Annotated in this window: 13 protein-coding genes; 8 read left to right on the forward strand and 5 right to left on the reverse strand. The window is 64.6% G+C overall.

Annotated features, from left to right (window positions below):
* Nucleotide 1: 1 nt before the first annotated feature.
* The 7 genes from nuoL to IP65_RS15185 are packed head-to-tail and all read left to right on the forward strand — an operon-like array spanning nt 2 to nt 8579.
* Nucleotides 2-2056 carry an NADH-quinone oxidoreductase subunit L gene (nuoL, locus tag IP65_RS15155; protein ID WP_054132228.1) on the forward strand — a complete coding sequence of 685 codons (2055 nt, stop codon included), beginning with the start codon at nt 2-4 and terminating at the stop codon, nt 2054-2056.
* Nucleotides 2053-3597, forward strand: coding sequence for an NADH-quinone oxidoreductase subunit M (locus IP65_RS15160; RefSeq protein WP_054132229.1), 1545 nt, complete (start codon nt 2053-2055; stop codon nt 3595-3597). The genes nuoL and IP65_RS15160 overlap by 4 nt, the downstream gene beginning before the upstream one ends.
* Complete coding sequence (gene nuoN / locus IP65_RS15165) at nt 3597-5060, forward strand: NADH-quinone oxidoreductase subunit NuoN (protein WP_022676289.1); 1464 nt, start codon at nt 3597-3599, stop codon at nt 5058-5060. The genes IP65_RS15160 and nuoN overlap by 1 nt, the downstream gene beginning before the upstream one ends.
* A gap of 7 nt (nt 5061-5067) precedes the next feature.
* On the forward strand, nt 5068-5814 hold the full coding sequence (locus IP65_RS15170) for a biotin--[acetyl-CoA-carboxylase] ligase (protein WP_197279264.1): 747 nt from the start codon (nt 5068-5070) through the stop codon (nt 5812-5814).
* Nucleotides 5814-6620: a type III pantothenate kinase gene (locus IP65_RS15175; protein WP_022676287.1), complete on the forward strand. Its 807-nt coding sequence runs from the start codon at nt 5814-5816 to the stop codon at nt 6618-6620. Before IP65_RS15170 ends, IP65_RS15175 begins: the two co-directional genes overlap by 1 nt.
* 53 nt (nt 6621-6673) lie before the next feature.
* Nucleotides 6674-8269: a ribonuclease J gene (locus IP65_RS15180; RefSeq protein WP_216643461.1), complete on the forward strand. Its 1596-nt coding sequence runs from the start codon at nt 6674-6676 to the stop codon at nt 8267-8269.
* A gap of 37 nt (nt 8270-8306) precedes the next feature.
* Nucleotides 8307-8579, forward strand: coding sequence for a DUF1467 family protein (locus IP65_RS15185; RefSeq protein WP_054132231.1), 273 nt, complete (start codon nt 8307-8309; stop codon nt 8577-8579).
* 1 nt (nt 8580) lies between these two features.
* On the opposite strand, the gene IP65_RS15190 is transcribed toward IP65_RS15185, so the two are convergent.
* On the reverse strand, nt 8581-9465 hold the full coding sequence (locus IP65_RS15190; protein WP_054132232.1) for a bestrophin family protein: 885 nt from the start codon (nt 9463-9465) through the stop codon (nt 8581-8583).
* An 18-nt stretch (nt 9466-9483) separates the two neighbouring features.
* Nucleotides 9484-9747: a hypothetical protein gene (locus IP65_RS15195; RefSeq protein WP_054132233.1), complete on the reverse strand. Its 264-nt coding sequence runs from the start codon at nt 9745-9747 to the stop codon at nt 9484-9486.
* A gap of 234 nt (nt 9748-9981) precedes the next feature.
* On the opposite strand from IP65_RS15195, the gene IP65_RS15200 reads away from it, so the two are divergent.
* Entirely contained in the window at nt 9982-10863 is an 882-nt protein-coding gene (locus IP65_RS15200) for a LysR family transcriptional regulator (RefSeq protein ID WP_022676281.1), read from the forward strand.
* Between the two features lie 75 nt (nt 10864-10938).
* Here the strand turns inward: IP65_RS15200 and phoB are convergent, their stop codons facing one another.
* From phoB to pstB, 3 genes are all read right to left on the reverse strand, one after another.
* Complete coding sequence (phoB, locus tag IP65_RS15205; RefSeq protein WP_022676280.1) at nt 10939-11628, reverse strand: phosphate regulon transcriptional regulator PhoB; 690 nt, start codon at nt 11626-11628, stop codon at nt 10939-10941.
* A gap of 99 nt (nt 11629-11727) precedes the next feature.
* Nucleotides 11728-12411, reverse strand: a complete 684-nt coding sequence (gene phoU / locus IP65_RS15210) for a phosphate signaling complex protein PhoU (protein ID WP_022676279.1) — start codon at nt 12409-12411, stop codon at nt 11728-11730.
* 11 nt (nt 12412-12422) lie between these two features.
* Entirely contained in the window at nt 12423-13253 is an 831-nt protein-coding gene (gene pstB / locus IP65_RS15215) for a phosphate ABC transporter ATP-binding protein PstB (protein WP_022676278.1), read from the reverse strand.
* Nucleotide 13254 lies beyond the last annotated feature (1 nt).

Raw genomic sequence — 13254 nt, forward strand, 5'->3', positions numbered from 1 at the left:
CATGTCGTCCATCAACGTCATCGTCTTCCTGCCGCTTCTGGCAGCGATCGTTGCCGGCCTTGGCAACAAGAAACTGGGCCTGATCCCGTCGAAGGTGATCACCACCGGCGCGCTGTTCTTTTCCTGCGCGCTGTCGTGGCCGATCTTCCTCTCGTTCCTGGGCGGCCATGCCGAAGCGAGCGTTACGCCGGTGCTGCACTGGGTGAAGTCGGGCGATCTCGATTTCCTCTGGGCGCTGCGCGTCGATACGCTCACCGCGATCATGCTGGTGGTGATCACCACCGTCTCGTTCCTCGTGCACCTCTATTCCTGGGGGTACATGAGCGAGGAACCCGATCAGCCGCGCTTCTTCGCCTATCTGTCGCTGTTCACCTTTGCCATGTTGATGCTGGTGACGGCCGACAACCTGGTGCAGATGTTCTTCGGCTGGGAAGGCGTGGGCCTGGCCTCGTACCTCCTGATCGGCTTCTGGTTCCGCAAGCCCAGCGCCAATGCCGCCGCGATGAAGGCCTTCGTGGTCAACCGCGTGGGCGACCTTGGCTTCATGATGGGCATCTTTGCGACGTTCCTGGTGTTCCACACCGTGTCGATCCCACAGATCCTGCACGATGCGCCAGCCGTCCTTTCGGGCTCGACCATCGGTTTCCTGGGCTATCGCCTCGATACCGCCACGGTGATCTGCATCCTGCTGTTCATCGGCGCGATGGGCAAGTCGGCGCAGCTCGGCCTGCACACCTGGTTGCCTGACGCCATGGAAGGCCCGACCCCGGTGTCGGCGCTGATCCACGCGGCCACCATGGTGACCGCCGGCGTGTTCATGGTTTGCCGCCTGTCGCCGCTGTTCGAACTGAGCCCGACGGCGACCAGCTTCGTCACCTTCATCGGCGCGATGACCTGCTTCTTTGCCGCCACGATCGGCACGACGCAGACCGACATCAAGCGCGTGATCGCCTATTCGACCTGCTCGCAGCTCGGCTACATGTTCTTTGCCGCCGGCGTTGGCGCCTATGGCGCGGCGATGTTCCACCTGTTCACGCACGCCTTCTTCAAGGCGCTGCTGTTCCTGGGTGCCGGCTCGGTGATCCATGCCATGCACCACGAACAGGACATGCGCTATTACGGTGGCCTGCGGAAGAAGATCCCGCTGACCTTCTTCGCCATGATGGCCGGCACGCTGGCCATTACCGGGGTGGGTGCATTCGAGATCGGTTTCGCCGGTTTCTTCTCGAAGGATGCGATCATCGAGGCCGCTTGGGCCAAGGGCACCGAACTCGGGCACTTTGCCTTCTTCATGGGCGTGTTCGCCGCGCTGCTCACCAGCTTCTATTCGTGGCGCCTGGTCTATCTGACCTTCTTCGGCAAGCCGCGCTGGGAACAGTCGGAGCATATCCAGCATGCCGTGCACGATGCGCATGGCCACGGCGATCATGGGCATGATCACGCCCACGCGCATGGCCACGATCATCATCACCATGACGAACACAGCGACGGCACGGCGGGCTATCACCCGCACGAAAGCCCGCTGGTCATGCTGGTGCCGCTGGTCGTGCTGTCGCTCGGCGCCATCTTCGCAGGTTGGGTGTTCGCACACGCGTTCATCAGCGAAGGGACGGGTGAGTTCTGGAAGGGCGCGCTGGTTTACAGCGAGCATCTGATCCACGCCGCGCACCAGGTGCCGACCTGGGTGAAGTGGTCGCCGTTCGCGGTGATGGTCACCGGGTTCCTGATCGCGACTTATGCCTATGTCGTGAACCCGGCGTTCCCGGCGGCTTTCGTGAACCAGTTCGGCTTCCTCTACCGCTTCCTGCTCAACAAGTGGTACTTCGACGAACTCTATCACTTCATCTTCGTGCGTCCCGCGCTGTGGCTCGGCCGCGTGTTCTGGAAGGTGGGTGATATCGGGATCATCGATCGCTTTGGCCCGAACGGCGCCGCCTGGCTGGTGGCGCAGGGCAGCCGCGGGGCGGTCAAGCTCCAGTCCGGATATCTCTACAGCTATGCGCTGGTCATGCTCGTCGGTCTCGTCGGCGCGATCAGCTGGGTGATCGCACAATGACCGGCTTTCCGATCCTTTCGCTCATGCTGCTGGTGCCGCTCGTCGGCACCGGCCTGGTCCTCAAGGCCAACCGCGAGCAGGCCCGCCTGATCGCGCTGATCGCCACGCTCATCGATTTCGTCCTGGGTGTTGTCCTGTGGATGCACTTCGATGTGGGCGGCGCACAGTGGCAGTTCCAGGAGCGGGCCGCGCTCTTCTCCGGCTTTGAATGGAAGCTGGGCATCGATGGCATCGCCCTGCTGCTGATCGCACTGACCGTGTTCCTCATGCCGATCTGCATCGGCGCCAGCTGGAACTCGATCGAGAAGCGCGCCGGTGAATACTACGCGGCGTTCCTGCTGATGGAGACGCTGATGATCGGCGTCTTCACCGCGCAGGATCTGTTCCTGTTCTACATCATGTTCGAAGCCGGCCTGATCCCGATGTATCTGATCATCGGCATCTGGGGCGGGGCGGATCGCATCTACGCCAGCTACAAGTTCTTCCTCTACACGCTGCTCGGCTCGGTGCTGATGCTGATCGCGATGTTCTGGATGGTCAACGTGGCGGGCACCAGCGACATCCCGACGCTGATGGCCTACAACTTCCCGGTCCATGCGCAGACTTGGCTGTGGCTTGCGTTCTTTGCCAGCTTTGCGGTGAAGATGCCGATGTGGCCGGTGCACACCTGGCTGCCCGACGCGCACGTGCAGGCACCCACCGCCGGCTCGGTGATCCTGGCGGGCGTGTTGCTCAAGATGGGTGGCTACGGCTTCATCCGCTTCTCGCTGCCGATGTTCCCCGAAGCCTCGGCGCAGTTCGCGCCGCTGGTGTGGGGCCTGTCGATGGCGGCCGTGGTGATCACCTCGCTGATCGCGCTGGTCCAGCAGGACATCAAGAAGCTGATCGCCTATTCCTCGGTCGCGCACATGGCGATCGTGACCATCGGTCTCTTCGCGTTCAACACGCAGGGTCTCGAAGGCTCGATGCTGATCATGCTCAGCCACGGCCTGGTGGCCGGCGCGCTGTTCCTGGGCGTGGGCGTGATCTATGATCGCCTGCACACCCGTGAAATCACGCGCTATGGCGGTCTTGCCATCAACATGCCGTACTACGCGCTGTTCATGCTGCTGTTCACCATGGCCTCGATCGGCCTGCCGGGCACCAGCGGGTTCGTGGGTGAATTCCTCTCGCTGATGGGCGTCTATGCCGAAAGCAGCTGGGTGGCGCTGGTGTGCACCACCGGGATCATCCTGGGTGCGGCCTATATGCTCTACCTCTATCGCCGCGTGATCTTTGGCGACCAGAAGAACGCCGACGCTGCCGCAATGCTCGATCTCGACAAGCGCGAGTGGGCAATGATGGTGCCGCTGGCCGCCGTGGTGCTGTGGATGGGCGTCTATCCGGAAAGCTTCCTGGCGCCGATGCGCAAGGATATCGCCGCGCTTGAAGCGCGCGTGGCCCCGGCCAAGCCCAAGGGCGACGCGCAACTGAAACTCGGGGTGGCCCAGCCGGTTGGTGCCGCTACCCATGAAGAAGCCGCGCACGGGGAGGCGCACTGATGGAACTGCTTCGCTCTCTCCAGATCACCCTGGCCGAGGAAGTGCTCAGCATTTCCGGCCTGATCCTGCTGCTGGTGGCGGCCTGGGCCGGCGACAAGGCTTCGCGCCTGATCTCGATCCTGTCGGTTGCGGTCCTGACCGTTTGCGCCCTGATCGCCGCACCCGCGCTGTGCGGATCGGCGATGGGCCCGGCGGTGACGGCCTTTGCTGGCCAGTATCATGCCGATGCCTTTGCCGCCTTTGCCAAGCTGCTGATCTACGCAGGTGCCGGCGTGACGCTGATCGTGGCGCCTGCGTTTTTCGAACGCGTGCGCGGCATGCGTGCGGAATTTCCGTTGCTGGTGCTGTTTGCCGCGCTCGGCATGGGGATCATGGTTTCGGCCGGTGATCTTCTCGCGCTGTATATCGGTCTCGAACTCAACAGCTTGGCCTCGTATGTGCTGGCCTCGATGCTGCGCAGCGACGAACGCTCGGCGGAATCGGGCCTTAAGTACTTCGTGCTGGGCTCGCTCGCCTCGGGCATACTGCTTTATGGCGTCAGCCTGACCTATGGGTTCACCGGCACGACCAGCTTTGAAGGCATTCGCCTGGCGCTCAGCCATGGCCTGTCCACCGGCGCCACTTTTGGCGTGGTGTTCGTGCTGGCGGGCCTGGCGTTCAAGATCAGCGCCGCGCCGTTCCACATGTGGACGCCCGACGTCTATGAAGGCGCGCCGACCCCGGTGACGACTTTCTTTGCCACGGCGCCCAAGGTCGCTGCGCTCACGCTGCTTATGCGTGTCAGCCTCGAAGCATTCGGCACCCAGGTCCACGCCTGGCAGCAGATCGTGATCTTTGCCGCGCTGCTGTCGATCGTGATCGGTGCGCTGGGCGCGATCGGGCAAAACAACATCAAGCGCCTGATGGCCTATTCGTCGATCAACAACGTGGGCTTCATGCTGATCGGCTTGGCCTGTGCCAACCAGCCGGGCGCGGCCGCGATGCTGGTTTACCTGGCGATCTACGTGGCGATGTCGGTGGCGGGCTTTGTCGCCGTGCTGATGCTCAAGGATGCCGATGGCGAGCCGGTGGAAGCGATTTCCGACATGGCCGGCCTGTCCAAGACGCGCCCGGGCCTGGCCGCAGCGCTGGCTGCAGTCATGTTCAGCCTGGCGGGCATTCCGCCGCTGTTCGGTTTCTGGGGCAAGTTCGTGGTGTTCCAGGCGGCCGTTCAGGCCAACCTGCTGGCGCTGGCCGCGATTGGTATCGCTGCCTCGGTGATCGGCGCGTTCTACTACCTCAAGGTCGTCAAGGTGCTCTACTTTGACGAGGCGACCGACAAGGTGACGGGCAAGAGCGAACTGGCCCATACCGTGTTGCTGGTGGTGGCCACGCTGTTCATCTCGCCGCTGGGCTACCTGCTGACCAACTGGCTGCACGTGCTTGCCGGCAATGCGGCAGCCGCGCTGTTCCACGTGGCCTGAGCCGCTCTTGCTCGAATACGTAAAAGAAATCCCCTCCACCAACGCGGCCCTTGTGGCGCGCGCTGGTGGGGGGCATTGCCTTTTGGAGGGGCACTGGCTGATCGCCGATCGGCAGAGCGCCGGGCGCGGCCGATCGGGCCGGGTGTGGAGCGATGGCTTTGGCAACTTCATGGGCTCTACCGCCGTGCAACTGGCGTCCCATGAAACCGCGCCGCAGACATTGGCGCTGGTTGCCGGCCTGGCGCTGTGGGATGCCGTTTCCAGCATGGCGCCGGGGCTACCCGGACTGTACCTGAAATGGCCCAACGATCTGCTGGTGGGCCAGGCCAAGCTGGCGGGTATCCTGCTGGAACGGGTGGGCCAGACCGTGGTGGTCGGCATCGGCGTGAACCTCGCCGCCGCGCCCGATGTGCCGGGGCGGCAGACCGTTTCCCTTGCGGCATTGGGCCACGCTATTGCGCGTGATGCCTTTGCCGCGGCCCTGGCAAGCGCCTGGGCCGCGCGGCTTGGCGCCTGGCATGCCGGGCAATGGCCTATCTTGCGCAGCGCCTGGGAAGAGCGGGCGGTGCCGCGTGGCACGCTGGTTTCCGTCAACGATCGCGACCATAGCATGATCATGGGTGCCTTTGCCGGCATCGATGCCGATGGCGTGGCCCAGTTGCGCCTGGCCGATGGCCGCACCCTTGCGATTCATGCCGGCGATGTCGATCTGGTGGGTGGTCCCACGCCACCAGCGGCCCAAGGAGATGCGTAATGCTGCTGGCGGTTGATGTCGGCAATACCAACGTGGTGTTTGCCCTGTTCGAGGATCGCACGATCCGCGCGCGCTGGCGCGTGGCCACCGATCCGCGCCGCACGGCCGACGAATACGCCGTGTGGCTGCTGCAACTGATGCAGATCCAGGGCTTTGCCCGCGATGCCGTGCGCCAGATCGTGATTTCCACGGTAGTGCCGCGCGCACTGCACAACCTGCAGGTTCTGGCTGACAAGTATTTCGGCCTGGAAGCGCTGGTGGCGGGGCAGGGCCTGGCCGAATGGGGCTTTGTCGCCGATGTGGACGAGCCGCGCTCGCTCGGCGCGGACCGCGCGCTGAACGTGATTGCCGGCCATGCCGCCCATCCCGGGCAGCACCTGATCATCATCGATTTCGGCACTGCGACGACGTTCGACTGGGTAGACCCACAAGGCACCTACAAGGGCGGGATCATTGCGCCGGGGATCAACCTCTCGCTCGACGCGCTGGTGAGTGCGGCGGCGAAATTGCCGCGCATCGCCATTTCCGTGCCGCGCCAGGGCGAAAGCGTGATAGGGCGCAACACCGAAGACCAGATGCACATCGGCGTGTTCTGGGGCTATGTTGCCATGATGGAAGGCCTGATCGCCCGGATGCGCGCCGAAATCGGCCAACCGGCCAAGGTGATTGCCACGGGCGGGCTGGCCGTATTGTTTGACCGCCACACGCGGATTTTTGACCATGTCGACCCCGACCTGACGTTGGACGGCATGGCCTTGCTTGCAGAGCGCGCCATCGCGGCCGCCCAGAACAGGACACAAGAGTGAAGCCCGGAAAGGAATTGCTGTTTCTCGCCCTTGGTGGTTCGGGCGAGATCGGGATGAACGTCAACCTCTATGGGTGTGACGGCAAGTGGTTGATGGTCGACCTGGGCATGACCTTTGCCGATCCCTGGTATCCCGGCGTCGAACTCGTCTTTGCCGATCTGGAATTCATCGAAGCGCGGAAGAAGGACCTGCTCGGCATCGTTCTGACCCACGCGCACGAAGATCATATCGGTGCCGTGCCCTATTTCGCGCAGGAACTGGGCGTGCCGCTTTATGCCACGCCGTTTACCGCGCGCCTGGTGAATGAAAAGCTGGTGGAAGCCGGCATCGAGAACAGTGTCGAACTGAACGTGATCCAGAACGAGGGCAGCCTCTCGCTCGGCGCGTTCGACATCCGCTATGTGCCGCTGGCGCACTCGATCGCCGAGGGCAATGCCCTGGTGATCGACACGCCCTATGGCCGCGTGTTCCACACCGGCGACTGGAAGCTTGACGACGAGCCGCGCGTGGGCACGCCCGCCACCGAGGAAGAGCTGACTGCCATCGGTGACGAAGGCGTGCTGGCGCTGGTGTGCGATTCCACCAATGTGTTCAATCCCAAGCCTTCCGGTTCGGAAGGCGCGGTGCGGGCCGGGCTCTTGGAAACCATTGCCGAGCTTAAAGGCCGGCGCGTGGTGGTGACGACCTTTGCCTCCAACGTGGCGCGCTTGCAGACCCTGGCCGAAGTGGCCGAGGCCACCGGGCGGCAGCTGTGTGTGGCCGGGCGCTCGCTCGATCGCATCATCAAGGTGTCGCAGGCATCGGGCTATCTGCTTGATTTTCCCGATCCTATCAGCATGGACGCGGCGATGGACCTGCCGCGCGGTGAAGTGCTGATCCTGGCCACTGGCGGACAGGGTGAGGCGCGCGCCGCGCTGGCCCGTATCGCTGGCGGCCAGCATCCGATCTCGCTGGAAGCGGGCGATGCAGTGGTGTTTTCCAGCCGCCAGATTCCCGGCAACGAACTGGCCATCGGCCGCGTGCAGAACGCGCTGGTGGAAAAGGGCGTGCGCCTGATCACCGACAAGCAATCGATGATCCACGTTTCGGGTCACCCTGGTCGGCCGGAACTGGTGGCGCTGTATGATTGGCTGCGCCCCAAGATCCTGGTGCCGGTGCATGGCGAAATCCGCCACATGGCCGAGCAGGCCGCGCTGGGCAAGGCCGAGGGCATTCCCAAGACCATCCTGCAGAAGAACGGCGATCTGGTGCGCCTGGCCCCCAATGGGCCGGTCAAGCTGAGCACGGAGCGCAATGGCCGCCTGGTGCTGGATGGCGATATCATCGCCCCGGCCGATGGCGAGGCGATGGCCGCGCGGCGCAAGCTGGGCAACAATGGCCTGGTCAGCGTGGCCCTGGCGGTCACCGCCGAAGGCAAGCAGGCCTCTGGCGTGGACATCGGCTGCATTGGCGTGCCCCTGGAAGAGGACATGGAGCCGTTCCTGGAAGAGGCGCGCGAGGACGTGTCCAAGGCGCTGAAAGCCCTCAAGGGCGACCGCAAGCGCGACCGGGTGGCCGTTGCCGAATGCGTGCGGCTTGCGGTAAGACGCACGGCGCAGCGCTGGTCGGGCAAGAAGCCGGTGGTGCAGGTGCTGCTGCGCGAGCGTTAAGCCGGCAGCAGCCGCACGGCGTAAGAGGGAGAGAACGATGCGTTTTGGCTCGATGCTGGCGGTCTATGCCCTGATCTGGGTGCTGGCGGCCTTTGCCGTGCTGCCCTTTGGCCTGCGCACCCCGCATGATGCCGGGGTGCGGCCCACCGTGGGCCACGCCACCAGCGCGCCGATCAATTTCCGGCCCGGCATGGTGGCCTTGCGCGCAACGCTAGTATCGGCGGTGGTCTTTGCCGTGCTCTATGCCAACTTCCGCGAAGGCTGGGTCACGGCATCTGACCTCGATATCTCGCCGCTGATCGGGCTCTGATTTACCAGAGGATGCCGCCTTCGGGCTGAACCACTGGCACGGGCGACAGGCCCAGGCTTTCATTGCAATCGGATTCGATCGTGGCGCACATCGCGGTCAGCGGTGCGTCGTGGATCGTGTTGGCAAACGGATTGACCAGATCATCGCCGATCTGCAGCGCGGCCAGGAACATGAAGCCCGCCAGCGCCGAGCCCAGCGGTGTGGCCGGCCCCAGCGTTTCGACGAGGCCAATTGGCAGCAGCACGCAGAACAGGCGCGTGAAGAACGTCGGAAAGCTGCGGTACTGCGCGGGCAGCGGGGTGTTGCGCAGCCGCTCCATGGCGCCTTGGGCGTTGCTGATATCTACCATGATCGCCTCGATCCGGCTCAATTGCACGGTATCGATCCAGCCGTGACGCAGCGCGGAGGCCAGGCGCATGCCGTTGCCTTCGAGCAGGCCATTGGCCGGGTTGCGCCGCGCCAGCTCGGGAATCTCCGCCTCTCCCAGCACGCGATGGGCGCTTTCGGCCGGGTCTTGCCCGCGCAACTGGTGGCGCAGCACGTGGACATAGGCGATGTGGCGGCGCACCACGTCATGCCGCATGGCCTGGCCGGCCGCGTGATCGGGCAGGGCGGCGCCCACCGCGCGCGCCAGGCTGCGCGATGCGTTGGTCATCGCGCCCCACACGATGCGGCCTTCCCACCAGCGGGCGTATGCCGAATTGACGCGAAACCCCAGCAGCAGTGCCAGCCCGGTGCCGAAGATCGTCAAGGGCAGCGCCGGGGCGGGGAATGGCGTGAAGTAATAGAAAACGGTTACCGCCACATCCCACACGAACAGGGCGAGCAGCGTGTTCCACGCCGCCACGAACGTCATGCGGATACGCGGGGTCTTGCCAACGATCATGCCTGGTTGAACCTTTGATCAGGGGCGCGGCGCCGGGTCATCGGGGCGATCCATGCCCAGCCATGCCCGGCGCAGCGCGATGCAGCCGATAATACCGATCACCTTGGCGAGCGCCAGTTGCAGTGTCTGCCCTTCTTCGTTGATCGCCAGCCAGGCCAAGACGGCCATGGCCAGCACGGCGCAGTGTACCGGCAGCGCTTCGATATCGTTCCAGCGCAGGGGCTGTTCGGCGCGATGCGCGGCGGTAGGTGCGGCGTCGCGAAAGGGGAATGCAAAGGCCATCGACAGGTTCCCGTGTCTCATCGGCGGTACCACCGTGGCACGCCATCGCCCTTTCATTTTGCGACGCGCCAGGGGAATGGGAATGCCCAGGCCCGGCAACCGTGGCTTGCAGATTATGAAAACATCAGATGGAACAGGGCATTACGTCGTAAATCCGGCAGTGGGCAACGATTTCAAACAGTTCTGCAACCTTGAGGATATTGCGGCGCAACACCGGCATCTTATCCTCGGTTAATGGCAGATCGATATTCCGAACTGGTTTCATTCGTCCGCGTGGCGGAGGCGGGCAGCTTGTCGCAGGCCGCCGTGCGCCTGGGCCTGTCGCTGCCGGTGGTCAGCCGCCGCCTGGCCCAATTGGAGGCGCGCCTGGGCGTGGCGCTGGTCCGGCGCAACAGCCGCCACCTTTCGCTGACCGAGGAAGGCGAAATCTTCTATCGCCAGGCCGGGCAGGCCCTGGCCGACATGGAACGGGCCGAAACCGTGATTCGCACGCGCGCCTTTGGCCCGGCGGGCACGCTGAAAGTGGCAACGACCCTGGCCTTTGGCCGCCGCCGCCTGGGCGAGTTGTTGCAGCGCTTTGCCCGCGCCCATGCCGATGTGACGGTGCATCTCGACAGCGTGCCCGCGCTCGCCAATCCGGTGGAGAGCGGGCACGATCTGGTGATCAGTTTTGCCGCGCCGCCGCTTTCGTCGCTGATCTGCCGCCGTTTGGGCAGCAACCCGCGCGTGCTGTGTGCCGCGCCATCCTATCTTGAGCGGCGCGGGCGCCCGCAAGCGGTGGATGATCTTGCCCGGCACGAGCACGTGGTCGTGCTGGACGAAGCCGGCGCCGTGCTGCGCGAGGGCCTGCCCGAGGGGCTGGCGCTGCCGGCGGGCCTGGCCACCAACGATGCCGACGTGGCGCGGGCCTGGGCCCTTGATGGCGCCGGCGTGGCGCTGCATTCGCTGTGGGAAGTGGCCGAAGACCTGGAGAGCGGCGCGTTGGAGGCGGTGCTGCCCGATCTGGAACTGCCGGCGCTGCCGGTGGTGGCGCTGTTCGAGCCGCGCCAGGGACAGACACCGCGCCTGCGCCGCTGCCTGCAATTCCTGGCGCATCAGGTGCCGGCTTTGGCGTGATGGCGTTTACATGCCCCCTCCGTCAGCCCTGCGGGCTTGACACCTCCCCCACGGTGTGGGGGAGGATTTGGATGGTTACACGCCTTCCAGGGCGTAGCCGGCGGAGCGTACGGTGCGCACCGGGTCGGCCGCGCCGGGCAGGGCGATCGCCTGGCGCAGGCGGCGGATATGCACGTCAACCGTGCGCAGTTCGATGTCGCTGCCGCTGCCCCACACCGCATCGAGCAGCTGCCCGCGCGAAAACACGCGGCCGGGATGTTCCATGAAATGCTTGAGCAGGCGGAACTCGGTGGGGCCGATCTTGATCGTCTGGCCGCGCCGGGTGACGCGGTGCGCGGTGGGATCGAGGCTCATGTCGCCAACGGTAATGGTTTCGCCGGCCAGCGCCGGGCGCACGCGGCGCAGCACGGCGCCGACGCGGGCGATGAGTTCGCGTGGCGAGAACGGCTTGGTGACATAGTCGTCTGCGCCGGTTTCCAGGCCGCGCACGCGATCATCCTCATCGCTGCGGGCGGTGAGCATGATGATCGGCACATGGGCCGTGGCCTTGTTGCGGCGCAGGCGGCGGCACACCTCGATCCCGCTGGTGCCACCGATCATCCAATCGAGCAGCACGAGATCGGGCGTGTCTTCGGCGGCCAGAAGCAGGGCTTCATCGCCATCGTCGGTGCTGCGCACGTCATAGCCTTCGCCGCGGAAGCGATATTCGACGAGTTCGGCCAGCGCGGTATCGTCTTCGACGAGAAGCAGCTTGGGAGCAGACACGCATTACCTCCGGGATGAACCTTGACCGTAACCTTGCGAAAGCACGACAATTGTTACGTGGCCATGACGAATGGCGCGGGAATAATGCGGCCGCCGCGATCACGCTGGCGGAATGACGTCTTCCCGTTCGGGCAGATAGGTGCCCGTGGCGGCATAGTGGACGATTTCGGCAATATTGGTGGCCTGGTCGCCGATCCGCTCGATATTGCGGGCGACGAACATGAGCTGGGCGACGCTGCTGATCGTGGCGGGGTTTTCCACCATGTACGACACGAAATTGCGGAACACGCTGTCGTAGATCGCATCGACCTTGGCATCGCGGCGCACGATTTCGGCGGCGGCCACGGCATCGCGCGCGGCATAGGCGGTGAGCACGTCGTGCACCATGTCGCTGGCCAGCTCGTTCATGATCGGCAGCAGGGTCAGCGGTTCGAAGCGCTTGCGCCCCTCGATATGGCCCACGCGCTTGGCGATGTTCTTGGCATAGTCGCCAATCCGCTCGATCACGCCGGCGATCTTGAGCGCGGCGATCACTTCGCGCAGGTCGTCGGCCATCGGTGCGCGCAGGGCGAGCACGCGGATGGCGAGGCGATCAACCTCGCCCTCCAGCTGGTCGATGCGCTTGTCGCGCGCGATCACGCTGGTTGCCAGTTCCTCGTTGCCGCCGACCAGGGCGTCCATCGCCTCGGTAATGGAAAGTTCGGCCAGGCCGCCCATTTCCGCCACCAGGCCGCGCAGGCGGGTGATGTCTTCGTCGAATGCCTTGACGGTATGTTCAGCCACGTCTCGTATCCTTACCCGTAACGCCCGGTGATATAGTCCTTGGTGCGCTCTTCCCGTGGATTGGTGAAGATGTCCGAGGTCGTGCCATATTCCACGATCTTGCCCATATGGAAGAACGCGGTGCGCTGCGAGACGCGGGCGGCCTGTTGCATGGAGTGGGTGACGATCACGATGGCATAGCGGCCACGCAATTCGTCGATCAGTTCCTCGATCCGCGCGGTGGCAATGGGATCGAGCGCGGAGCACGGCTCGTCCATCAGGATCACTTCGGGATCGACGGCAATGGCGCGGGCGATGCACAGGCGCTGTTGCTGGCCGCCCGAAAGCGCGGTGCCGCTGTCGGTGAGCCGATCCTTGACTTCGTCCCACAGGCCGGCGCGCTGGAGCGAGGTTTCGACGATGCCGTCCAACTCGCTCTTGCTGGTCGTCAGCCCGTGGATGCGCGGGCCATAGGCGATGTTTTCATAGATCGACTTGGGAAACGGGTTGGGCTTTTGAAAGACCATGCCAACGCGCGCGCGCAGCTGCACCACGTCCATGCCGGAGCGGTAGATATCCTGCCCATCGATCAGGATTTCGCCTTCGACCCGCGCGTTGGCGATCGTGTCGTTCATGCGGTTCAACGAACGCAGGAACGTGGACTTGCCACAACCCGAGGGGCCGATGAACGCGGTGACATAGTCGTTGGGCACGTCGATCGAGACATCGTCGATCGCGCGCTTGGCGCCATAGAACACCGACACGTTGCGCGCGCTGATCTTGGCCGGGCCATCGTCGGGCAAGGTAGAGATCTGCGCCGCGGCTTCGGCAGGGGCGTCGTTCAGGGGAAGGGGGGCGTTCATG

The organism is Novosphingobium sp. AAP1 (genome assembly GCF_001295765.1).
In the GTDB taxonomy this organism is placed as follows: Bacteria; Pseudomonadota; Alphaproteobacteria; order Sphingomonadales; family Sphingomonadaceae; genus Novosphingobium; species Novosphingobium capsulatum.

Coding starts and splice junctions, on each gene's coding strand:
- nuoL (WP_054132228.1), top strand. CDS start 2: ATGTCGTCCATCAACGTCATCGTCTTCCTGCCGCTTCTGGCAGCGATC.
- IP65_RS15195 (WP_054132233.1), bottom strand. CDS start 9,747: ATGGCCTTTGCATTCCCCTTTCGCGACGCCGCACCTACCGCCGCGCAT.
- IP65_RS15200 (WP_022676281.1), top strand. CDS start 9,982: ATGGCAGATCGATATTCCGAACTGGTTTCATTCGTCCGCGTGGCGGAG.
- IP65_RS15160 (WP_054132229.1), top strand. CDS start 2,053: ATGACCGGCTTTCCGATCCTTTCGCTCATGCTGCTGGTGCCGCTCGTC.
- IP65_RS15190 (WP_054132232.1), bottom strand. CDS start 9,465: ATGATCGTTGGCAAGACCCCGCGTATCCGCATGACGTTCGTGGCGGCG.
- IP65_RS15185 (WP_054132231.1), top strand. CDS start 8,307: ATGCGTTTTGGCTCGATGCTGGCGGTCTATGCCCTGATCTGGGTGCTG.
- pstB (WP_022676278.1), bottom strand. CDS start 13,253: ATGAACGCCCCCCTTCCCCTGAACGACGCCCCTGCCGAAGCCGCGGCG.
- nuoN (WP_022676289.1), top strand. CDS start 3,597: ATGGAACTGCTTCGCTCTCTCCAGATCACCCTGGCCGAGGAAGTGCTC.
- IP65_RS15175 (WP_022676287.1), top strand. CDS start 5,814: ATGCTGCTGGCGGTTGATGTCGGCAATACCAACGTGGTGTTTGCCCTG.
- IP65_RS15180 (WP_216643461.1), top strand. CDS start 6,674: ATGAACGTCAACCTCTATGGGTGTGACGGCAAGTGGTTGATGGTCGAC.